24 protein-coding genes are annotated in these 21,591 nt (G+C 66.9%); 12 read left to right on the top strand and 12 right to left on the bottom strand.

Annotated features, from left to right (window positions below):
* Window positions 1–8: 8 nt before the first annotated feature.
* Genes gspI through AB3X99_RS26360 form a run of 6 tightly spaced genes read left to right on the top strand, consistent with a single transcriptional unit; the run spans window position 9 to window position 5,004 of the window.
* Entirely contained in the window at window positions 9–437 is a 429-nt protein-coding gene (gene gspI / locus AB3X99_RS26335; RefSeq protein ID WP_368618589.1) for a type II secretion system minor pseudopilin GspI, read from the top strand.
* Complete coding sequence (locus tag AB3X99_RS26340) at window positions 415–1,098, top strand: type II secretion system protein J (RefSeq protein ID WP_069264512.1); 684 nt, start codon at window positions 415–417, stop codon at window positions 1,096–1,098. The genes gspI and AB3X99_RS26340 overlap by 23 nt, the downstream gene beginning before the upstream one ends.
* Window positions 1,095–2,225, top strand: coding sequence for a type II secretion system minor pseudopilin GspK (gene gspK / locus AB3X99_RS26345; protein WP_083245241.1), 1,131 nt, complete (start codon window positions 1,095–1,097; stop codon window positions 2,223–2,225). Before AB3X99_RS26340 ends, gspK begins: the two co-directional genes overlap by 4 nt.
* Window positions 2,226–2,259: 34 nt before the next feature.
* Complete coding sequence (gspL, locus tag AB3X99_RS26350) at window positions 2,260–3,654, top strand: type II secretion system protein GspL (protein WP_368618565.1); 1,395 nt, start codon at window positions 2,260–2,262, stop codon at window positions 3,652–3,654.
* An 11-nt stretch (window positions 3,655–3,665) separates the two neighbouring features.
* Window positions 3,666–4,169, top strand: coding sequence for a type II secretion system protein M (locus tag AB3X99_RS26355; RefSeq protein WP_069264760.1), 504 nt, complete (start codon window positions 3,666–3,668; stop codon window positions 4,167–4,169).
* A 55-nt stretch (window positions 4,170–4,224) separates the two neighbouring features.
* Window positions 4,225–5,004 carry a type II secretion system protein N gene (locus AB3X99_RS26360; RefSeq protein ID WP_368618566.1) on the top strand — a complete coding sequence of 260 codons (780 nt, stop codon included), beginning with the start codon at window positions 4,225–4,227 and terminating at the stop codon, window positions 5,002–5,004.
* A 45-nt stretch (window positions 5,005–5,049) separates the two neighbouring features.
* Here AB3X99_RS26360 and AB3X99_RS26365 read toward each other — a convergent pair whose 3' ends face one another.
* Complete coding sequence (locus AB3X99_RS26365) at window positions 5,050–6,645, bottom strand: efflux transporter outer membrane subunit (protein ID WP_368618567.1); 1,596 nt, start codon at window positions 6,643–6,645, stop codon at window positions 5,050–5,052.
* A 161-nt stretch (window positions 6,646–6,806) separates the two neighbouring features.
* Window positions 6,807–7,136 carry a hypothetical protein gene (locus AB3X99_RS26370; protein ID WP_368618568.1) on the bottom strand — a complete coding sequence of 110 codons (330 nt, stop codon included), beginning with the start codon at window positions 7,134–7,136 and terminating at the stop codon, window positions 6,807–6,809.
* A gap of 228 nt (window positions 7,137–7,364) precedes the next feature.
* On the opposite strand from AB3X99_RS26370, the gene AB3X99_RS26375 reads away from it, so the two are divergent.
* Together AB3X99_RS26375 and AB3X99_RS26380 are read left to right on the top strand one after the other, a co-directional pair.
* On the top strand, window positions 7,365–7,889 hold the full coding sequence (locus AB3X99_RS26375) for a MarR family transcriptional regulator (protein ID WP_342949148.1): 525 nt from the start codon (window positions 7,365–7,367) through the stop codon (window positions 7,887–7,889).
* Between the two features lie 150 nt (window positions 7,890–8,039).
* Window positions 8,040–9,596, top strand: coding sequence for a DHA2 family efflux MFS transporter permease subunit (locus AB3X99_RS26380; RefSeq protein ID WP_069264522.1), 1,557 nt, complete (start codon window positions 8,040–8,042; stop codon window positions 9,594–9,596).
* Window positions 9,597–9,660: 64 nt separating this feature from the next.
* Here the strand turns inward: AB3X99_RS26380 and AB3X99_RS26385 are convergent, their stop codons facing one another.
* The 5 genes from AB3X99_RS26385 to ada form a co-directional block, all read right to left on the bottom strand.
* Complete coding sequence (locus AB3X99_RS26385; RefSeq protein WP_069264526.1) at window positions 9,661–10,368, bottom strand: OmpA family protein; 708 nt, start codon at window positions 10,366–10,368, stop codon at window positions 9,661–9,663.
* A gap of 121 nt (window positions 10,369–10,489) precedes the next feature.
* A complete protein-coding gene (locus AB3X99_RS26390) occupies window positions 10,490–10,972 on the bottom strand; it encodes a hypothetical protein (protein WP_069264528.1) in 483 nt (160 codons plus the stop codon).
* Between the two features lie 220 nt (window positions 10,973–11,192).
* On the bottom strand, window positions 11,193–12,815 hold the full coding sequence (gene gshA / locus AB3X99_RS26395; RefSeq protein ID WP_368618569.1) for a glutamate--cysteine ligase: 1,623 nt from the start codon (window positions 12,813–12,815) through the stop codon (window positions 11,193–11,195).
* Window positions 12,816–12,999: 184 nt separating this feature from the next.
* A complete protein-coding gene (locus tag AB3X99_RS26400) occupies window positions 13,000–14,013 on the bottom strand; it encodes a DNA-3-methyladenine glycosylase (RefSeq protein ID WP_368618590.1) in 1,014 nt (337 codons plus the stop codon).
* A 5-nt stretch (window positions 14,014–14,018) separates the two neighbouring features.
* Entirely contained in the window at window positions 14,019–15,179 is a 1,161-nt protein-coding gene (gene ada / locus AB3X99_RS26405; RefSeq protein ID WP_069264532.1) for a bifunctional DNA-binding transcriptional regulator/O6-methylguanine-DNA methyltransferase Ada, read from the bottom strand.
* A 517-nt stretch (window positions 15,180–15,696) separates the two neighbouring features.
* On the opposite strand from ada, the gene AB3X99_RS26410 reads away from it, so the two are divergent.
* Window positions 15,697–16,107, top strand: coding sequence for a VOC family protein (locus tag AB3X99_RS26410; RefSeq protein WP_368618570.1), 411 nt, complete (start codon window positions 15,697–15,699; stop codon window positions 16,105–16,107).
* A 17-nt stretch (window positions 16,108–16,124) separates the two neighbouring features.
* Here the strand turns inward: AB3X99_RS26410 and AB3X99_RS26415 are convergent, their stop codons facing one another.
* Together AB3X99_RS26415 and sap1 are read right to left on the bottom strand one after the other, a co-directional pair.
* Window positions 16,125–16,679: a YaeQ family protein gene (locus AB3X99_RS26415; protein WP_069264536.1), complete on the bottom strand. Its 555-nt coding sequence runs from the start codon at window positions 16,677–16,679 to the stop codon at window positions 16,125–16,127.
* A 202-nt stretch (window positions 16,680–16,881) separates the two neighbouring features.
* On the bottom strand, window positions 16,882–17,223 hold the full coding sequence (sap1, locus tag AB3X99_RS26420; protein ID WP_368603750.1) for a surface attachment protein Sap1: 342 nt from the start codon (window positions 17,221–17,223) through the stop codon (window positions 16,882–16,884).
* 494 nt (window positions 17,224–17,717) lie between these two features.
* Here sap1 and AB3X99_RS26425 point away from each other — a divergent pair, with 494 nt between their 5' ends.
* From AB3X99_RS26425 to AB3X99_RS26435, 3 genes are all read left to right on the top strand, one after another.
* The gene (locus AB3X99_RS26425; RefSeq protein WP_069264542.1) at window positions 17,718–18,344 is read left to right on the top strand and encodes a LysE family translocator; all 627 of its coding nucleotides are present in this window, start codon (window positions 17,718–17,720) and stop codon (window positions 18,342–18,344) included.
* Between the two features lie 206 nt (window positions 18,345–18,550).
* Entirely contained in the window at window positions 18,551–18,715 is a 165-nt protein-coding gene (locus AB3X99_RS26430; protein WP_176732878.1) for a hypothetical protein, read from the top strand.
* Window positions 18,716–19,066: 351 nt separating this feature from the next.
* Window positions 19,067–19,447 (top strand): ecotin precursor, encoded by a 381-nt coding sequence (locus AB3X99_RS26435; protein ID WP_368618571.1) that lies wholly within the window; start codon window positions 19,067–19,069, stop codon window positions 19,445–19,447.
* Between the two features lie 57 nt (window positions 19,448–19,504).
* Here AB3X99_RS26435 and AB3X99_RS26440 read toward each other — a convergent pair whose 3' ends face one another.
* From AB3X99_RS26440 to AB3X99_RS26450, 3 genes are all read right to left on the bottom strand, one after another.
* The gene (locus tag AB3X99_RS26440; protein WP_256094714.1) at window positions 19,505–20,509 is read right to left on the bottom strand and encodes a S1C family serine protease; all 1,005 of its coding nucleotides are present in this window, start codon (window positions 20,507–20,509) and stop codon (window positions 19,505–19,507) included.
* Between the two features lie 251 nt (window positions 20,510–20,760).
* Entirely contained in the window at window positions 20,761–20,997 is a 237-nt protein-coding gene (locus tag AB3X99_RS26445) for a hypothetical protein (protein WP_342949141.1), read from the bottom strand.
* Window positions 20,998–21,150: 153 nt separating this feature from the next.
* Window positions 21,151–21,339, bottom strand: coding sequence for a hypothetical protein (locus AB3X99_RS26450; protein ID WP_254319355.1), 189 nt, complete (start codon window positions 21,337–21,339; stop codon window positions 21,151–21,153).
* Between the last annotated feature and the right edge of the window lie 252 nt (window positions 21,340–21,591).

Consider the following 21,591-nt stretch of genomic DNA (forward strand, 5'->3'; position numbering starts at 1 on the left):
GGCGCTCGATGCGTGGGGGAAAGCGCGGCCACGGTGCCCGCGTGAATCGTCCGGCTCGCCCGCTGCGCGAGCGCGGTTTCACGATGATCGAGGTATTGGTTGCGCTCGCAATCATCGCGATTGCGCTGGCCGCGTCGTTGCGCGCTGTGGGCAGTCTCGCCGCGAGCGAGGCTGATCTGCACGACCGCCTGCTCGCGGGCTGGAGTGCGGACAACACGCTCGCGCAACTGCGTCTCGCGCACGCGTGGCCGGACCTTGGCGAGAGCAGCTTCGACTGCTCGCAGGGCAATTTGAGGCTGACCTGCACCCAGCAGGTCGCGACGACGCCCAACCCCGTCTTCCGGCGCGTGGAGGTGTCGGTGACGACGCCCGGCCGTTCCGGCAATCTCGCGCAACTCGTCACGGTGCTCGCCAATGAGACGAACCGCTCGTTGTGACCGCGCGCGCGTCGCCGCGCCAGCGCGCGGCTTCACGCTGATCGAGCTGCTCGTGGCGATCGCCATCATGGCCGTGGTCGCGATCCTCTCGTGGCGCGGCCTCGACGAAATCGTGCGCGGGCGCGAAACCATCACGCGCTCGATGGCTGAGGAACGCGTGTTCGCGCAGATGTTCGACCAGATGCGCATCGACTTGCGCGCAGCGACCTCCGATGACGAAGCGGGCGGCGTCGCGATCTCGCTCGACGGCGGCGCGCTGCAGGTCGTGCGCGCGTTCGCGGTGCCGCCGGGCGCCGCGCCGCGAATGCAAGTGGTGCGTTACCGCGTGTCGGGCGGCCAGGTGGTGCGCTATGCGTCGCCCCCGCTTGCCAATCTCGGCGAGCTGCGGCGCGCGCTGCGCGGCGGCGAAGGCGACAACTGGGGCGCCTTGCCGATGATGAGTGGCGTGGACGTGATCAACGCGCGCCTGTACGTGCCGAAGACGGGCTGGACGGCGAACATGCAGGACGTGCGCTCGCAGGTGAGCGGCTACAACAACGATCTCAAGGTGCCGCAGCTCGGCAACGCTCCGTTGCCGCGCGCGGTGACGGGCGTGCAGGTGAGCGTGGGTTCGCATTCGCTCGAGCGGCCGGTGACCCGCGTATTCATGGTGGGGGAATGACGTTGCGTACACAACGAACCTCCACTCGGCGAACCGGACGATTCGGCCGCTCTACGCGCGCACGGCGCGGCGCGGCCATCATCAGCGCGCTGCTCGTCGTGGCGCTGTCGGCGATCCTCGTCGCGGGCATGTTGTGGCGCCAGCAGGTGCAATTGCGCCGCATCGAGAATCAGCGGCTGCTCGCGCAGGCGCAGTGGATCGCGCGCGCCTCGCTCGACTGGACGCGCCTCGTGCTGCGCTCCGAAGCGGATACGTCGGCGGGCATCACGTATCTCGGCGGCGCGTGGGGCGTGCCGCTCGCGAGGACGCGCCTGTCCGACTTTCTCGGCCAGATCGGCGAGGCGCGCGCGCAACAGGGCACGGACACCTGGCTCTCGGGCTCGATCGAAGACGCTCAGTCGCGCTTCAATCTGCGCGATCTCGTGGCGTCCAACGCGCCGGGCTCGCTGCAGCTGAACCTGACCGAAATCGAAGCGTTCGCGCGCCTGCTGCAGATTCTCGGCATCGACCAGCAACTCGCCAAGAACACCGCGGTGTACCTGCGCTCGGGCCTCTCCTACTCTGCAACGCGCTTCCAGACGCAAACCGCCACGACGAGCGGCACCTCGCAAACCGAGGTGCTCGCCGGCGGCGGCTCGACTGGCGGCGGCAACTACACCGACAACCCGGGCCTCTCGGACAGCGACAGCAACAGCGGCGTCGCGCCGCTCCTGATGACGAGTGTCGATTCGTTGCTCGATGTGCCCGGCTTCACGCCCGACGCCGTTGCGCGGCTGCGCCCGTTCGTGACGATCCTGCCCACCGTGACGCCCGTGAACATGAACACGGCGAGCGCCGAGGTGATCGCCTCCGTCGTAACGGGCATGAGCCTGTCGAACGCACAGGCCCTCGTCGCGCGTCGCCAGAGCGTGTTTTTCCGCAACGTGAGCGACGTGCAACTCGCGCTCGAAGGCGTAGGCGTGAAGCAGGCCTCGATCGACACGACGCAGATCGACGTCAACACGAGTTATTTTCTCGTCCATGGGCGCGTGCAGCACGAGCGCGCCGAGGTGGACCGCACGACGCTAGTCTGGCGCGACCCGCTCACTCATACGACGCGCATCGTGCGCGTTCGCGACGAACCATGAATCCGTCCCCGACCAACATCGAAAAGAGGTGCGTTTGAGCACGCTGATCGTCCTCATGCCGCCCCGCGACCCGGCGGTCCACTCGCAGGAATGGCAGCTGCCGGAACTGCCGTTCGTGCTGCTCGACAAGACGGGCAACACGCAACGCGCGGGCCGTTCGGCGCTCGGGCTGCTGCCGAAGGCCTCGGCCACCATCCTGATGATCGCCGCGCGCGACCTGCTCACGCTCGCCGCTACGGTGCCCCCGCTCAAGGGGCCGCGGTTGCGTCAGGCGCTGCCGAACGTGGTCGAGGATCATCTGATCCAGGATGCGCAGACCTGCCATCTGGCGCTCGATCCCAAGCGCCTGGCCGACGGCCGCCAGGTGGTGGCGGCCATCGATCGCGGCTGGTTCCGCTTTCTGCTGGAAGGCTTCACCGCCGCGGGGCACCGCAATCTGCGCGCCGTGCCGGTGGCGCGCTGCCTGCCAGCGGCGCAGGCGGTGGAAGCGGTTCAGGAGGTTCAGGTGACTGAGCCCGCCGAGCCGGGGGCAGCGCCCGGCGCCGCGGCTCCCGGGACTCCCGCGCCTCCCGCGCCTCCCGCCCCCGAACCCGTGACCGCATGCGTGCTAGGCCATGTCGTCGCGACTGCACCCATGCTGCTGCCCGGCGTCGCGCCCGAGCCGGCGGCAGCCACGGCGCAAGCGGCGCTCGAACTCGCGATCGTGCGCGGCGCGCTCGCCGAGGGCTTCGCGGTGCCTGCCGCGAGCGTGGCCGCTACCGTCACGGCGCTCGCCGGCGGCGCGCCGGTTTCGGGCTACGTCCTCACCAATCTGCCGGGCGAGCCCGTGAGCGCCGCCGCACGTGCGTCGCTGGCAGCCGCATTGCCGGGCGCGCAGCCGCTCACGTTCGAGGCGCTCGCGCGCCGCGCGCTCGCCTGCCGCTTCGACCTCTGCCAGTTCGAGTTCGCCTCGCAGCCGTGGCGGCTCGACCGCGCGACGCTGCGCCGTCTGCGCGTGCCGATCGTGCTTGTGGCGGCGTCGCTCGTCGTGGCGGTCGTAGGCGCGAATATCCAGTGGCTCATGATGGCGCGCCAGCGCGACGCGATCAGCGCGCAGATGACCGAGCTGCTCCTCAACGCGTTCCCGAAGACGACCGTCGTGCTCGATCCTGCCGGGCAGATGGCGCGCCAGTTGCAGCAGTTGCGCCTGGCCGCGGGCGAGCCCTCGCCCGACGACTTCCTCGCGCTCTCCGACGGGCTCGCGCGCTCGCTCGGTCCGGTGCCCGCGAACGGCATCGCGGCCCTCGACTATCACGACCGGCGTCTGGACGTGACCTTCAAGCCAGGCGTCAACGTCGACGCCGATCTCGCGAAACGCCTCGCGGGCAACGGCCTGGCGGGCACGGTGGATGCCAGCACGGGCAAATGGACCATCAGGAGCGCATCGTGAAGACAACGGCTATGAGCGGCGCGTGGGCCGAGGCCTGGACGAACTTCTGGGAGGCGCGCACGACGCGCGAAAAGACGCTGCTTACGTGGGGTGGCGCGCTGCTTGCGCTGGCGATCGGCTGGTCGGTGCTGTGGCAGCCCGCCGCCGACGGCCGCGCGCGCCTGCGTCAGAGCCTGCCCGGCATGCAGCGTGAACTCGCGCAGATGACGGCCGAGGCCGACGAGGCGCGCTCGCTGGCCGGCGCGGCGGCCAGCGTGGCGCCGGGCGGCCAGGCGCTCAAGGACGCGGTCACCGCCTCGCTAGCCGATCACTCGCTCACGGGCGCGCAGATTCAGCTGATCGGCACGACTGTGCAGGTGCAGATGAAGAACGTGTCGTTTCCGGCGTGGACCGCGTGGCTCGACGACGTGCGCAAGCAGTTCAAGGTGCAGGTGGTCGAGGCGCACATCACCGCGCTGAAGGCCGACGGCCAGGTCGACTTGACGGCCTCGCTGCAACCGGCGAATACGCACTAAGAAGAAAAAGCGCGCATCGAAAAGCGCGCAATGAGAATCGCCGGAGAAATGCGCAATGAGTTACTGGATGCGGCGCCTGCGCGCCGCGTTGCCCTGGCTGATCGTGGGCCTGCTGTCGAGCGCTGTCGTGCTGCTCGCCCGCCTGCCCGCGGCCTGGATCGCACCGCAGTTCGCGCGCGCGACTCAGGGGCACGTGAACCTGATCGACCCGGAAGGCTCGCTCTGGCACGGCTCCGCCACGCTGATGCTCGCTGCGGGCCAGGACGCACGCGGCGCAACGCTGCTGCCGGGGCGCATCGTCTGGCGTACGGCGTTCTGGCCGCTGTTCGTCGCGCGCGTACGCATGGAAATGCTGCAGACCGAGGCGATGCCCGACCCGGTCACGGTGGATGCGTCGTTGCGCGGCGCGAACGTGAGCGCGGGCACGATCGCGGTGCCGGCGTCGCTGCTCGCGGGTCTCGGCGCGCCCTTCAACACGCTCGATCTGGACGGCAAGGTGCGGCTCGCGTGGACACCGTGGCGCGTGTTCGGCACGGATGCATTCGGACGACTGACCGTCTCGCTCGCCGACATGAGCTCGCGCGTTTCGCTCGTGAAGCCGCTCGGCACGTATGAGGTGGTGCTGCAGGCGCAAGGGGCGACGTCGACGCTCGAGCTCTCGACGCAAAAAGGACCGCTGATGCTCGAGGGGCGCGGCTCGTTCTCGCGGGCTTCGGCATCGTTTCAGGGCACCGCGAGCGCGGCGCCGGATCAGCGCGACAACCTGGCGGGCCTGCTGAATCTGCTGGGCCGGCCGGTCGGGCCGGGCACCGTCGCGCTGACGTTCATGCGCTGAGGTTCGTGGTCTGAGCGTGCGCCCGCCTGCGCGGGTGCATACGCCTTACTGCGGCTGGGCGGCCGTCGTAGCCGTCGTCGCTGCCGCTGGGGCCGAAGCGGCCGAAACCACTGCCGGCGCGGCGACGCTGCCGGTCTCGCGATCCATCTGCGAGGCATCCCAGCCGCCGCCCAGCGCCTTCACGAGCCCCACCGACGACACCATGCGCTGCCCGCCGATGCTCACGAGCTTCTGCTGCGCGGTAAAGGCTGTGGCCTGCGCGGAAAGCACGTTCTGGAAATCGGTCGTGCCCGCCTTGTACTCGTTCGTCACGATCGCGAGCGCATGCTGCGCCGACTCCACCGCCTGCTGCTGCACGCCGACCTCTTGCCCGAGGATGCGCTGCGAAGCGAGGTTGTCCTCCACGTCCTGGAACGCGGCCAGCACGGTTTGCCGGTACGCGGCCACCTGCTGGTCGTAGGCGGCGCGCGCGGCCTCGGTCTGGGCCTTGCGCAGCCCGGCGTCGAAGATCGTGCCGGCAAGCGACGGCCCGAGCGTCCAGAAGCGCGAAGGCAGCTGCAGCAGCTGCGACATCACCGAGCTTTCGAAGCCGCCGCTCGCGGACAGCGTGAGCGTAGGGAAGTACGCCGCGATGGCGACGCCGATCTGCTCGTTGGCGGAGGCCGCCTTGCGCTCGGCCGAGGCGATGTCGGGCCGGCGCTCGAGCAGCGCCGAAGGCATGGCGAGCGGTACCGTGGGCGGCGTGGCGGCGAGCGGCGACGGCGGGATCGAGAACGTGGAGGCCGGCTGGCCGACCAGCACGGCGATCGCATGCTCGTCCTGGGCGCGCGCCACACCGTTGTCGATCGCGGAAGCCTGCGCAGATTGCAGCTGGGTTTGCGCCTGGATCACGTCGGCGCGGCCCGCCACGCCCTGGGCGTACTGATTCTGCGTGAGCTGCAGCGACTTCTGGTACGCGACGACCGTATCGTCGAGCAGCTTCTGCTGCGCGTCGAGCGAGCGTAACGTGAAGTAGGTTTGCGCGAGCGTGGCCTGGGCCGACAGGCGCGCGTTCGCGAGATCGGCGGCGGCGCCCTGCTGGCTCGCCTCCTGCGAGCTGACCGTACGGCTCACCTTGCCCCAGAGATCGGGTTCCCAGGTGGCGTCGAGCCCGAGGTTGACGTTGTTGTTGATGCTGCCGCTCGACAATCCGCGGCTCGAGTTGGCCACGTGCGTGGGCGTGTACGAGCGCGTGCCGGCGAACGAGCCGCTGATCACGGGGAAGTACGCCGCCCGCGCCTCGCCCACGAGCGCACGCGCCTGGCGGTAGGCGGCGGCAGATTGCGCGACCGTCTGGTTGCTGGTGTTGAGCTGGTCCATCAGCGCATTGAGCTGCGCGTCGTCGTAGATCAGCCACCAGGCGCCGCGGTCGGTGGTATCGGCGGGTTGCGCGACCTTCCAGCCCTCGGGCGCTTCCTTGAACGAAGCGGGCACGGCAGCGCTGGGCCGGTGATAGTCGGGGCCGACGGCGCAGCCGGTCAACTGGAAGGTGAGCGCGGCGGCCGCGCACAGCGTCAGGATGGAAAGCGGCTTGGGCGCGCGGCGCGCCACAGACCCGGCGGGTCCAGTGGTCGCGCCGGAGCGGACGAAACGGCAAGGCATGCAAGGATTCCTGTCGATGCAACCGGCGCGCGCTCGGGCGGCCGGTCGCGCACGGGGTTGTCGCGTTGCGGCAATGGTAGCGCACACGCTAGTCACTGCACGGAATCCGAAAGCTTACGCGTTGGAAGGGTTCGCGGGTGTTACGGCGTGAGACGCACAGGTTACGCGTCGTTACGGCGGCGCTGCGGTGCGCGGCAGGCGAGCTGGCCGCCACCGCACGCGGGTGCATCCGCTGCCGGTATTGCTGCGGTTGCGGCGGCGGGCGTGGCCGCCATGACAGCGCTTGCGGCGGCGGGTTCGGGCTGCGCGCGCCGGCGCTGCGCCCACACCACGGCCACCACCGCGATCGAGCCGCCCGGCAGCGCGAACATGGCCGCATACAACGCGAGCTTGCGCCAGCGCGACGACTCACCGGCCTTCGCGCAAGCGAGGCGGGCGGTGTCGGTGACGGAGCGGCCAAGGCCGCCAAGCGCGTTGATGAGAAAAAGCATGATGCGGAAACGGGTGGACGTAGAAGAACGAAACTGGTTGCCTGTCATAATATTGACTATGCAATCAAATCACAACATACTTTGCAGCGCATCAATATGACTGTTGTTTTTATGCGCCGATCGCGGCGACAGAGGTGGCCGCGACCTGCTAGCTAATTTATCTGCCTGAGCAGCGAAGTAACCCGTTATAATCCGCTCGTTTTTTGAGATGCTGGAAAGCGAACTGCCATGAGCGACGGTCCTTTCGTCCCGGCGAGTCTGGGCGTCGAGCCAAGTCTCGGCTATTTCCTCTCTACCGCGCGCAACGTGCTGGCCGGACGCATCGACCGTGCGGTCGCACCGCTTGGACTCACATCCTCGCAAATTGGTGTGATCCTTTTATTGTGGTTCGAGCGCGCCAGCACGCCCAACGAGATGTCACGCGCGCTCTCGTACGACACCGGCTCCATGACGCGCATGCTCGACCGGCTGGAGAAAAAGGGTTTTCTCGAGCGGCAGCGCAGCCAGGCGGACCGCCGGGTCGTGGAACTCGCATTGACGGACCAGGGGCGCGCGGCGGCGCAGCAATTGCCCGACCTGATTGCCGCGGAGATGTCCGAGCAGTTACGCGGCTTCTCGCCCGAAGAAGTCGCGACGCTGATTCATTTGCTGCAACGCTTCATCGCCAATGACGGCTCGACCACACCGCTGTGCGGATCGATGATCGGCGCCGGCAAGGACGCAGAAGCGCCGGCGCAGGAAGACGGCGGCTAGCAACGGCGCACGGTGCGCGGCAGCGCAACACCTGGCGTAGTTTGATCCAATCACTGTCTGGGCAGAAAATGCACAGACACGCAATAACAAGCTGGCGTGCGCTGCTCCCGTGGAGCGGCAGCAACGGCCGACTCACCAAGGACACGGAACATGGCAGCTTCTACCGCGGTGCCCGCGCAGGCCGAACCCGCACCGTTTTCCGGCGGCACGCTCGCGCTCCTCACAGTCGGGCTCGCGCTCGGGACCTTCATGGAAGTGCTCGACACCTCGATCGCCAATGTAGCGGTGCCAACCATCTCGGGTAACCTCGGTGTCGCCAACAGCGAAGGCACGTGGGTCATCTCGTCGTACTCGGTCGCCTCGGCGATTGCGGTGCCGCTCACCGGATGGCTCGCGCGCCGCGTGGGCGAAGTGCGCCTCTTCACGCTCTCCGTGCTGCTGTTCACGCTGGCCTCGGCCGCCTGCGGCTTCGCCACGAACTTCGAGACGCTCATCGCATTCCGTCTCGTGCAAGGGCTCGTTTCCGGGCCGATGGTCCCGCTTTCGCAGACCATCCTCATGCGCTCCTACCCGCCCGCCAAACGCGGCCTCGCGCTCGGCCTCTGGGCGATGACCGTGATCGTCGCGCCCATCTTCGGACCGGTGATGGGCGGCTGGATCACGGACAATTACACGTGGCCGTGGATCTTCTATATCAACGTGCCGATCGGCCTCTTCTCGGGCATCTGCGCGTACCTGCTGCTGCGCGGCCGCGAGACGAAAACGACGAAGCAGCGCATCGACGCCGTGGGCCTCGCGCTCCTCGTGATCGGCGTGTCGTGCCTGCAGATGGTGCTCGACCTCGGCAAGGACCGCGACTGGTTCAACTCGACGTTCATCGTCACGCTCGCCATCATCGCGGTGGTCGCGCTCGCGTTCATGCTCGTGTGGGAGGCGACGGAAAAGGAGCCCGTGGTCGATCTCTCGCTCTTTCGCGACCGCAATTTCGCGCTCGGCGCGATGATCATCTCGTTCGGCTTCATGGCTTTCTTCGGTTCGGTGGTGATCTTCCCGCTCTGGCTGCAGACTGTCATGGGCTACACGGCGGGCCTCGCGGGTCTGGCCACCGCGCCGGTGGGCCTGCTCGCGCTCGTGCTCTCGCCGCTCATCGGACGCAACATGCACCGGCTCGATCTGCGCATGGTCGCGAGCTTTGCCTTTATCGTGTTCGCGCTCGTCTCGCTCTGGAACTCGACGTTCACACTCGACGTGCCGTTCGACCACGTGATCCTGCCGCGCCTCGTACAGGGCATCGGCGTGGCGTGCTTCTTCGTGCCGATGACGACCATCACGCTCTCCAGCATTCCCGACGAGCGGCTCGCGAGCGCCGCGGGCCTCTCGAATTTTCTGCGCACGCTCTCGGGCGCGATCGGCACGGCGGCGAGTACGACGTTCTGGGAAGACGCCGCCATCTATCACCATGCCGTGCTGTCGGAATCGGTGACCCAGTCTTCGCCGAACACCGTCGCCTACAAGGACGCGCTCGCGAACCTCGGTTTCGCGGGGCAAAGCCTGACCGCCCAGCTCAACGACGTCGTGACGACGCAAGGCTACATGATGGCCACCAACGACTTCTTCCGCATTTCCTGCGCGATGTTTGTCGTGCTGGCTCTGCTGGTGTGGGTGACGAAGCCGAAAAAAGGCGCGGGACCGGCAATGGGTCATTGACGGTCCCGCGAAAGGGCCGCCCGCTCGAAGCCGCGGGCGACCGGGTGCGCGATGCGCTGCGTTGCTAGCGCTGTGTGATGCCGCTCGTCTGGATCTCGACGCGACGGTTCTTCGCGCGGCCTTCAGCTGTGGCATTCGACGCAAGCGGCCTCGAGAAGGCATAACCGTGCACTTCGTACTGGCCGGCGTGGAGGCCACGCGACTGGAGATAGCGGCGAACGGACTCGGCGCGGCGCACCGAGAGGCGATCGTTATAGGCCTTCGAGCCGACCGAGTCGGTGTGGCCGTCGATCACGACCGTACCGATGTTCACATCGTTGCTTTCCGTGACGAACCGGTCGAGCCTGCGCTTGCCGTCGGGCAGCAGATCGGCCTTGTCGAACGCGAAGTTGGCGTCGGCGTTCAGCGTGATCGTGCGCGGCTGAACCTGGGGCGGCGTCTCGCCGATCGGCGCCGGCGCCGGTGCCGGCGACTGCGGCGGCTGGCAGATGAACGTGATTTCACGCGGGTCGTCTTCCGGTTTGAAGCCGGCAACGGCGCGATCCACCGACGAGACGCGTAGCGGCGTCTTGCTGCCGCAGGTCTCGTTCATCCTGGCCATACAGGTTTTGGAGCTTTCGAACAGGCCGAGACATTGCACGCGATACGCTTGCGAGCCGTTAGCGAGCGTGACGATGTCGAGATTGTGGGTAGGGCCTGAGGCGGTAGTGCAGCCAGCGGCGGCGGCGATGACGGCAGCCGCGGCACTGGCAGACAGAAAGCGCAGTTTCATTGTCGATTCGAGTGGTGGTTGAGGATGAACGGCCCAGACCACACGGGCCGAAACCAGCCCAAGATACGGGTTCCTCAACCCCTCCCTCAATCAGACAATGCCCAAATCGGCCATGCGCCGATCAATGCGCGCTCGAAGCCGGCTCCGCCACGGCTGCGCCGCTCACGCCGGCGGTGTCGCCACCTGCGCCTGTGGTCGTATCGCCGGGAATCGGCGCATCGACGCCGGTTCGCACGTACTGCTTGAACGCCGCGCCTGCCGACCACGGGTTGGGCTTGCAGCCGAGCGAACTGTCGCAATGCGCGGCGAAGCCGATCGTGGCCGTGCCGTCGGCGTTGGCCTGCTTCGTGATTTCATAGGCGAGCAGACGCCGGCCGCCGCCCGGGCCCGACGTCTGGATCAGCGTGTCGGTCACGGTCTGCACTTCGTACTTCGAATGACTGCGCACCCAGTCCTGGGCGCGTTGCCACCAGAGATCGCATTCCGTCTTGTCCGAACAGGTGAGCGGCGCGGTCGCGATCTGCATGACGTCGGGATTGACCTGCCCGCGCGACGCGCAGGCCGCAGCCGTCGCGCACAGCAGGATCGCAAGAATTCGTTTCATCGCGTGGATTCCTCCCAGAGTGAGCCGCATTGCGCGCGGCCCGTGCATTTTTGGTGTTTTCAGCTTCGTTCGTCCGGCGCGCCCGTCATCCGCGCGCTTCGGTAACGCGGCGCCTACCCTGGTTGGACCGCATCTGCACGCTGGTGTTGCGAGCAAATGCGGTGCCCGGGACAAATCTCGATGGGATGAGTGCGCGCCGCAGCGGCGCACCGGCGGCGGCTCAGACGCTGAAGCGATTGAGCGTATACGCGCGATAGGCGGCGACGAACGCGTCGAACGAGCCGACTTCGTCGCGCTCGAGTTGCGCCTGCTCCGCGAGTGACTCACGCGCGAGCGTTTCGAACTCCGCCGTGGCCTCGGCGTCGAGCGGACGCGCGAGGAATTGCGCTGCGTGGTGCTCGCTTTGTGCGCGTGCAAATTGCAGGAAGGACTGCTTGTTATCGCGCATGGTTTGCAGCACGCGCGCCGATGGCGTGAGCGACGGGTCGGCCAGCTTCGCGCGCTGTGTCGCGAGCGATCGCGAGTGTTCGTCGCTGCCGTGCGCCGCGTCGAGTACGGCGGCTGCGTGGCCGATCTTCTCGAACAGCGCTTCGGCCCACTCGTGCATCGGCACGTCCTTGCCGTCGCGCTTGAGCGCGAGACCCGGGCGGCGCCCTTCCTTCGTCACCAGGCCAAAGTTTTCATTCGATTCGGCATAGGCGTCGGCAGGCAGGAAAGGGCTTTCATCGAGCGCGCAGGCGAGCAGGTAGGCGTCGAGAAACCGTGCGGTCTCGAGCGAGATGCCGGTTGGCTCGAACGGGTCGATGTCCATGCAGCGCACCTCGACGTACTGCACGCCGCGCGCGGCAAGCGCATGCAGAGGCCGCTCGCCCGGATGCGTCACGCGCTTGGGGCGGATCGTTGAGTAGAACTCGTTCTCGATCTGCAGCACGTTCGTGTTGATCTGCACCCACTCGCCGTCGCGATGCGTGCCGATCGCCTCGTAGGGCGGATACGGCTGGCTCACGGCCTGCGCGAGCGCGTCGAGATAGCCTGCCAGCGTGTCGTAGTCGGCGCGCAAGGCGGACTGGCCCGTCGTGTTCGAGTAGCCGAGATCGCTCATGCGCAGGCTCGTCGCATACGGTAGATAGAGCGTGTCGGCGTCGAACGTTTCGAGCTTGTGCTCGCGGCCGCGCAGGAAGCGCGCGTCGAGCGCGGGCGAGGCGCCGAACAGGTACATGAGCAGCCAGTTCGTGCGGCGGAAATTGCGGATCAGCGCGAGGTAGCGCTCCGATTGATAGTCGGTGAGCGAGGCCGTGGACTGATGATGCGCATGCAGCACGCGCCACACCTCTTCGCTCAGCGAGTAGTTGTAGTGGATGCCGGCAATGCACTGCATCGTGCGGCCGTAGCGCAGCGCGAGGCCCATGCGGTACACGTACTTGAGGCGGCCGATATTCGAGTTGCCATAGCGCGCGATGGGGATGCCGTCGTCGGCGTCGGGCAGGAGGCCCGGCATCGATTCGTTCCAGAGCATCTCGCCGTCACGCGCGAGTACCGCATAGACGTAGCGGTGCAGCTCGTCGAGTTGCGCGAGCGTGATCGAGGCATCGGGCTCGGCAGGCGTGATGATCTCGATCAGCGCTTCCGAATAGTCGGTGGTCAGCGACGGATGCGTGAGCGCCGAACCGAGCGCTGCCGCGTGCGGCGTCATGGCGAGACGGCCGTCGCGCGTCACGCGCAGGCTCTCCTTCTCGATGCCGCGCAGACCGCGCGTGAGCGCGCCGCGATGTGGCCCGTCGCCCAGCACGGAAAGGCGCTGTGCGAGAACGTCGTTCGTGCGTGTAGAGGTCGTGTCTGACATTGAGGCAAGTCGGGCTCGGGCCGGCGGCGCAGTGCTGTGCGGCGCGCGCTCGCCGGCCGGGATTCTTTTCGGTAGCGGGCACTTTAACATCTCGCCGAAAGACCTGCTTGGGCCTGCCTCGGGCGGGGTTTTGGCCCGTCGGCGCGCGCTTCTCGCGGTGATGGCGCGCCTTTCCGGCGCTGCCCTAGCCGCCGCGCGCCGCGCCCGCGCGATCGGCGATTTCGTTCCACAAATGCATGGCCGCGTATGCGCGCCAGGGGCTCCATGTGTCAGTGCGGGCGCGCTGTTGGGTCGCGCGCACGAGCGCCGGGTCACGCGCCGCGATGGCCTGCATCAGCACGAGATCGGTCGCGGGCCACGCGTTCGCATCGCGCCACGCGCGCATCGCGACGTATTCCACGGTCCACGGTCCGATGCCGGGCAACGCGAGCAGTCCCGCGCGCATGGTGTCGAGATCGGCGGGTTCCGGTGCGATCGCGTCGATTTGTCTGTTTTGACGCGTGCCGCGCGGCTTCTCCTGATCGTTCTGCGCGTAGTTGCGTTCGATGATCACCGCGCCGCTCGCCACGGCCTGCGCGAAGCCCTGCAGCGCGGCGACGCGCTTGCCCGGCATGCCGATGCCCGCGAGATCGGCGGCGGCGAGCGCGGCGGGCGTGGGAAAGCGCCACGCAGTGCGCGCGTGCGCATGGTCGTCGACGCGCTTGCCCACGCGTTCGACGAGGCGCCCGATGATCGTCGTCGCCGCTTTCACGCTGACCTGCTGACCGACGATCGCGCGCACCACGAGCTCGAAGCCAGACCACGCGCCCGGTACGCGCAGCCCCGGCACGGCTGTGACGAGCGGCGCGAGCCACGGGTCGCTGCGCAGATGCGCGGCGACGGCGGCGGGATCGGCCTGCAGGTCGAACATGCGCGACAGCGGCGCGGCGAGCGCCGCCGCATGCGCGCTCACGGGTCCGTCGATCTGCACGACGAGGCAATGCTTGCGCGCGTGACGGCGCACGGCGAGCGTGCCGCTCGCGCCATTGAAATCGATCGCGCGCAGCCACGCGCCGTCTTCCACCGCCTCGACGCCCGGTGTGGCGCGCCCGCTGAAGAAGCGCAGCACGCGGGGCCAGTCGTAGGGCGCGCGAAACGGCAGCTCGAGTGTGGCGCTGTGCGTCGGCGCGCTGGTTTGTGCTTCGGTTTGCGAGGCGATGGCGCTCAAGTGGCGGTCTCCGGCGTGTCGGCGCGGTTCGGGGCCGAACGGCTGCTTTTTGGGTTTTTCGCACCGTTTTGCGCACCTTGCGATGCGCGTGCTTCGCTGTCGAGCAGCGCCGCCTTGCGCTCGAGCCCCCAGCGATAACCGGCGAGCGAGCCGCCCTTCTGCACGACGCGATGGCACGGAATCGCCAACGCCACCGGATTCGACGCGCACGCACTCGCCACGGCCCGCACCGCGCGCGGCGCGCCGAGCGTTTCGGCGATCTGCGAGTAGCTGCGCGTCTCGCCATAGGGAATGCGCTGGAGTGCGTCCCAGACGCGCTGCTGGAACGCCGTCGCGGCAATGTCGAGCGGCAGATCGAAACGCTCGCGCCGGCCGTGCAGATACGCGTCGATCTGCGCGGCAAACGGCGCGATCGCGGCCTTGTCCTCGATGCACTGCGCGTTCGCGAAATCGGCCGTGAGTGCGGCGGTGAGTGTCGCGGCATCGTCGCCGAACGCGATCCGGCAAATGCCCTTTTCTGTTGCCGCGATGAGCACGAAGCCGATCGGCGTGGGCGTGGCGGCGTAGTGGATCGTCAGCCCCGCGCCCTTGCGGCGATAGGCGGAAGGCGCCATGCCGAGCTCGCCCGGCACGCTGTGATAGAGCCGCGACGACGAACCGAAACCGGCGTCGGCGCTTGCGCGCGTGACGTCGGCGCCCTCGCCGAGCGCGTCGCGCAGCACGGCCCCGCGCCGCGCCGCCTGGTATTGGCGTGGCGAGACGCCCAGTACGCGCTTGAAGAGCCGTTGCAGGTGAAACGGGCTCAGGTGCACGGCTTCGCCGAGCTGCGCGAGCGTGAGCCGCTCTTGCGGGTCGGCGTCCAGCGCCGCACAGGCGCGCCGCACGATTTCCAGCTCGCGCGGCAGGCCGCCCGGGCGGCAGCGCTTGCATTCGCGATAGCCGGCGGCGCGCGCGTCGTCGGCCTCGGCAAAGAATTCGATGTTCTCGCGCCGCGGCAGCCGCGACGCGCACGACGGGCGGCAGAACACGCCGGTAGTGCGCACGGCGTAGAAGAACGCGCCGTCGGCGCGGGCGTCGCGCGACGTGACGGCTTGCCAGCGGTCGGCGTCGTTCGTCCACTCGCTGTCTGGCGTCTGGCTCGGTTTGGCGGGTTTCATCGCTGGTTTCATTGCAGGGACGGCGCTCATTTGAGGCTCCTCGAAGTGCCTGTCTGTATGCCCTTACTCTAACTTCGCGTACGGACGACGGCGCGCCGGATCTTGCGCTGTCATTGCGGTCGACATGGGCCGTGAAGGCGCGCCTGATCGCGTACTTTTATGGCCTTCGGTGAATCCCTGGTGGCGTCTCGCCGATTCCCGTGCGACAAAATGACAACTTTGCGGGTTTTCCCTTAAAAAGTTGTTGCGTCGCGACAGCCGACTCGGTATAGTCGTTCCTGTCTCCTCCATGTCTCCTCCTGATATGGATTAAGCCCGCTCACTGCAGCGGGCTTTTTTTCGTCCCGCGTTTCCCCGGCCGCAGCGCCCAAAGCTATTTTCCGCCGGTTCCCACTGTTCTGCTGCCGCCCTGCTGCGGCCGATTCCGGTTGGCGCGGCTCGGTGAAATGCGCGCCTTCTGCGCAGCCCCGCGTCCACAGGTTCATCATGAGAATCCCAGCACGACCTTGAGGACGCCATGCGGATCCAGATTCGCGAGATCGATCACGTCGTTATCCGGGCCGCCGACATGGCCGCCATGACGCGTTTCTATTGCGAAGTACTCGGTTGCGAGCCGGAGCGTGAACAGCGCGATCTCGGCCTCGTGCAGTTGCGCGCGGGACGCTCGCTGATCGATCTCGTGACGATCGGCGGCCCGCTCGACCGGGGTTCCGGCGCAGCGCCTGCCGGCGCGACCGGCAACATGGATCATCTTTGTCTGCGCGTGGAGCCGTTCGACGCCGAGGCGCTCACGTCGCATCTGACGCAGCATGGCGCGCGTCCCGGCCATGCCGTCGAGCGCTATGGGGCGGAGGGTTTGGGGCCGTCGCTGTATCTTTTCGACCCGGAAGGCAACATGGTGGAACTCAAGGGGCCGCCGCACGCTTAAGGGCGCGCAGCCTGCTTTCAGACGTTCTCGGGCGCCTTGAACACGCTCCATTCGACAGCCACTGGCTCAGCACTCGAATTGCCGATCCACGCCGCGCCGTCCTGCACCGTGCATTGCAGGCGCATGGTGCGCTCGGCCAGCGCGCCGAGCGACGCGGCAACGCCCTCGCCCAACGACCAGACCGTCACGTTGCGCAGGCGTTCGACCTTGTTGCGCACGCCTTGCCACCAGATGTCGGAGGTGCGCCCGCCGTAGGCGATCACGATGACCTCGCCTGCACGCCCGCTCGCCTTGGCAATGCGGCGCTCGTCGGGCTGCCCGACCTCGATCCACGTTTCGATCGCGCCCGTATAGTCCTTGCGCCAGAGATCGGGCTCGTCCGTATCGGAGAGTCCCTTGCAGAATTCGAGCCGCTCGCCCGCAAACAGCGCGAACGCCGCGATGCGGACCATCATGCGGTCGTCGGTTTCGGACGGATGGCGCGCGATCGTGAGCGCATGGTCGGCGTAATAGTGCCGGTCCATGTCCGCGATCTGCAGTTCTGCCTTGTAAATGGTCGATTTGAGTGCCATACCGAATTCCGGTCGCGCGAAAGCCGCACATGATAGCGAAGTTTCTAGCAAGCCATGTGCCGGTCGAGTGGACGCGCAGCGCGCGTCGAGGCGTCGCGCGACGCAATGCGGATGGTCTGACGAGAAAGTGACGGGGATTTGACAGCGGCGCGCGACGCGCGTGCGTCGGGCCGTGTCGAGCGGCGCGTTGGGAGAGACGGCCTTACTGCTTGATGAAGCGGTCCGTGGTCCAGAGGCCTTGCTGGTCGCCATTCGCCGCGTTGACGAATTCGACGTCGTGGCCCACCACCTGTACGACGCGGAACGACTGGTTGTCGGGTGTGGACAGACACTGGAATCCCGTGAAGTATTCCTGCATCTGCTGATGCTCGCCGGCCTGCTCGTGAAGCGCGACGGCGTCGAGCTTGTCTTTCGTGAGGCACCCATAGGAGCCCGGCTTGAGCTGCACCGTTTGCTGCGGCTTGACGCTCACATCCTGAGCCTGAACCGCGACGACGCAAGCCAGGCTGGCAGCCGCGACGACGATACCGGATAGCCTTTTCATGATTGCCTCCTGCGGGTCTCTACTCAGGTTAGCTATGTATTTAACTCTCATGCCTCACCCGCGTCTTTAAACATAGAAAACTGCCGAAAGACTGCAAGCCCGACTTGTGTGCGCTCGCAACAGCCGTGGAGGCTTGCAGCATGACGTCGAGCACCGCTTTCCCATCGAGCCTGGCGCTGAGGGGCGTCCAGCAGCACTTCGAAGCATCGATTACATCGTCCTGCGCCTTATCCAACAAGGCGCGGGCGGTTATAGCCAGGATACGAAAATCGAATCCGCTTTTGATTTAAACGATTTAATAGATCGCCGCGCGCCCATGACGCATTGCACCTAAAGTCGCGCGAGCGCCCATCGGGCGCGCGCTCATTAATGGATTGGCGACAGAATAAAAAGGATGCCAGGCGCTCCATGAGGCTCGCGAAACGAAGCCGCGCGCCGCGCTTGCATACGGCAAAAGTTCGTGGATAAATCGGGCTTCCCAATGGAGGAACCCCATGACTTTCGCTCACTGGCTACCGTTCGCGATCGCGTCGGCCATTCTCGTTGCGATTCCCGGCCCCACCGTGCTGCTGGTCGTTTCCTACGCGCTTGGCCACGGCCGCCGTTACGCGCTCGCAACCACGGCCGGCGTCGCGCTCGGCGACTTCACGGCGATGACCGCTTCCATGCTCGGACTCGGCGTGATCCTCGCGGCATCCGCCACGCTGTTCTCGGTGCTCAAATGGATTGGCGCCGCCTATCTGATCTATCTGGGCGTGAAGCTCTGGCGCGCGCCCGTCGGCGTTGGCGACGCACCGGACACCTCCGAGACGCGCACCGGCCGCATCTTCGCGCATGCCTACGCGGTTACCGCGCTCAACCCGAAGAGCATCATTTTCTTCGTCGCCTTCGTGCCGCAGTTCATCGATCCGCATGCGGCCATGACATCGCAGATCGTCGTGTTCGAAGCCACCTTCCTCGTGCTCGCGACGCTCAACGCGCTCGTCTATGCGCTGCTCGCAGCGGCCGCGCGCAAGGTCGTACGCAGCCCGCGCGTGCAGCGCGCCGTCAATCGTACGGGCGGCACGCTGCTGATCGGCGCCGGGCTCTTTGCCGCCGCGTGGAAAAAGGCGGCGGCATGAGCGGCGCATGCGGATCGACGGCGACCGGGATGCGGGGCCCACCCCGAGCCCCGCGAATCGGGCTGTGAACGGGCACGCAGGCTGCTCAGAGCGGGTTGTGATGGTTGGCGAACATTGTTTTCAAGCTTCGGTGCGCGCCCAATGTGCAAACTGTCGCGTCTTGGCTACAATGCAATTGCAAACCGCTTGACAACCAGGAGGTAATCGTGATCGAGCACGTAATACTGGGCGCGTTTCTGGTGATTCCCCTTGTCATTGTCGTCTTCCTGTTTTCCGACGAAATCCTCGAGGAGCATCGACAGCGCGTAGAAGCGGGAGACGGACATCATATGGACTGGCGTCATCCGCTACGCAGCCTTCTGCATCACTGAGCGGGAGCACGCATCGCGCGGATGAACACGCCGAAGCACACATGGGTGGCACTCGTGGATTTCGAGTTCTCCTGGATCGTACTTCGTCGCCTTGTTCGTGCTGATGGTGCTGTCCGTCGCGCTCACCCTTCTCTGTCCGTCTGCCGGGCAGCGCGGTAGCACGCCGCACACGCACGAGGCAGACGCGCACGGCGAGCACGCACGCTGACGGGAATCACTCCCGGCCAGCGCGCGCTGGCAAGCCACACCTCCGTAATTCAGCGTTACCACTTGCAGCACCTGTATCCAGCAATCAGGCTGACAATCGCTCGCATGTTTTCAAAGGTTCTCAGGGAGAACGACATGCGAAAGATGGCAGCCGTTTTGGTGCTGGGGGGGTGTGCGGTGGCGGCCGGCCCCGCGAGCGCGCACGATCATGGCGGTGACGTCGTGGGTGCGCTGGTTGGCGGCGCGTTGATTGGCGCCGCAGTGGGCGCCGTGCTCAACAGCGGCCCGGCGGTGGCCTACCCGGCTCAGCCGGCCTATGTGCAGCCTGCGCCCGTGTATGCCGAGCCGGCGCCGGTCTATGCCGCCTCCCCGGCCGGCGCGGCGTGTTACGACCAGTATTCGGGCCGCTACGTGCCCTGCGCGCCAGCCCAGCCCGCGCCCCCTCCGCCGCAATATGACGACGGCTACGCGCAACCCGGCTACGGACAACAGCCGGTTTATGCTCAGCCTGGCAGCGGCTGGTAATGCTTCAAGCGGCGCACGCCACGGCGCGCCGCCCATCACTTCGGTGGTTCCCCGCGTCTAGCTCGTCTGCTCGACGGGCGTCACGCTCAGGTTGAGCCGCTGCGTCAAGCGGATCACACCGATTTCCACTGTGCGATCAATGCGCGAAACGTCGAAGAGACGCTGCAGCGTGTCGATACCGTCGACCGGCACGCCGTCGATCGTCACGATCGTGTCGTCCACGCGCAGGCCGCCGAGCGCAGCAGGACTGCCCTTGACGATCTCCATCACCCGCACGCCGGTCGTCGCGCTCAGGCTGAAGTAGCGCTGCACCTTGCGCGCGATCGGCACCGTGGTGCCGGCAATGCCGATATAGGCGCGCCGCACCCGGCCGTGTGCGAAGAGCTGCGTGATGACCCACTTTGCCGTGTCGATGGCCGTGGCGAAGCAGATGGCCTGCGCGCCCGGAATGATTGCGGTATTCACGCCGATCACCTGACCCGCCGAATTGATGAGCGGACCGCCCGAGTTGCCCGGATTGAGCGCGGCGTCGGTCTGGATCACGTCGTAGATCATGCGGCCGGATTCCGAACGCAGCGAGCGCCCGAGCGCAGACACCACGCCCGTCGTCACCGTTTGCGCGAGGCCGAGCGGGCTGCCTACGGCGATGGCGATCTGCCCGACGCGCAGGCCCGCCGAGTCGCCGAGCTGCGCGTGCGGCAGCGCCTCCGCCGCGCCGATACGCAGCACGGCGAGATCCGTGCTCGGGTCGTCGCCGACAAGGTCGGCGCTTTGTGTCGTGCCGTCCGCAAGCGTCACGCTCAGCTTGCTTGCGCCATGCACGACGTGGCTGTTCGTCAGCAAGTAGCCGTCCGGCGTAAACAGGAAGCCCGAGCCGCTACCGCCGCGCGCAGGCGCCTGGCCCGATGCGCGGCGCTCGACGGCAATATGCGCGACGGCGGGCTGCACGCGCTCCAGCGCGCCGATCACGGTCCGCGAATAGGCGTCGAGGAGCACGTCGTCATCGAAGCCCGGGCGCTGGCCCGCGCCGTCGGAAGGGACGCCGCGAGCCAGATCGTCAATGAAGGAAGGTCGTCTGCCCACGATCTGAATCTCCGAAAAAGTGGGCTCTACATGCAGGGGGCGCGCGACGTTTTCAAGAGCGGGCGCCGGGCCGGCCGAATCGTCAAGCTCTTGACTGCGACTGCCAGCCCGCTGGCGAGCGCTTCGCAAAAGAAAAAAGCCCGCTCGCGCGGGCTAATCCATGCTCGGGTGACATGGCGAGGTTAAGCGGGAATTCGCGGCGCCGGGCGCTCGCGAAGCAAACTCGGGAGTCAGGCGGCCAGCGCCTCGCGCACCGCCGCGCCGGTCGCGGCCCGACGCGCTTCGAGCTCGACCATGAGCGCGTCGACCGTGCGGAACTGGGACGGCGTAATCTGGGCGAGGTCGAGCAGCGTGCCAAGGCGCTTGTACCAGTAATCGAATGAAAAGACGGCCGGCGTCGTGCCGGCGGATAACGAGGGAGCCGTCGCGCGCATGATATGCGCGATCTCTTCGTCGATGAATCTCATGAGTGCCCCCGTGCGCTGGTCCAACGCCTCGTTGTCTTGTGAAGACGTGTCTCGCCACTTTAGTTCGGCGGCGGCGCGTGTCCAGCTATCACATCGGATAGGTCAAGCTCAAAGGTCGGACGTCAACCTTTCAGACGGCTTGTTACGGTCCCCTTAACGTCGCCAGCCGTGGCCGTAATAGCCGCCCACGCCAACCCCGATATCCACCGACGGCGCCGCATAGTAGCCCGGCGCGTAGCCGTAGGCCGGCGCAGGCGCGTACGCGTAAGGCGGCGCCACCACACAACCCGTGAGGCCGGCCGACAAGCCAGCCAGAGCAATAACGCAGAAGAGTGTTTTCATCGTCGTTCTCCTATGCCACTGATTGTCGACGAGCCACGATGCGGCAAGGGTTTGGAAAAGCAACGATGTGTGTCCACAAATTACAGCCGCACGCAGCGGGCGCTGGGCGTTCGTGGAGGCAGAGAAGGGCGCGTTAGCGAGCACAAGCGTTGAAGCCAGCGCTAAACAATCGCCCGCTTGTGGGATTCTTGATTGATCGCACTACGAATTAAATGACCCGGCAGTTAACTCGTAGTGCGCAGAGATGAGGCT

This window comes from Paraburkholderia sp. BR10882, from assembly GCF_040948855.1.
Classification (GTDB): Bacteria; Pseudomonadota; Gammaproteobacteria; order Burkholderiales; family Burkholderiaceae; genus Paraburkholderia; species Paraburkholderia nodosa_A.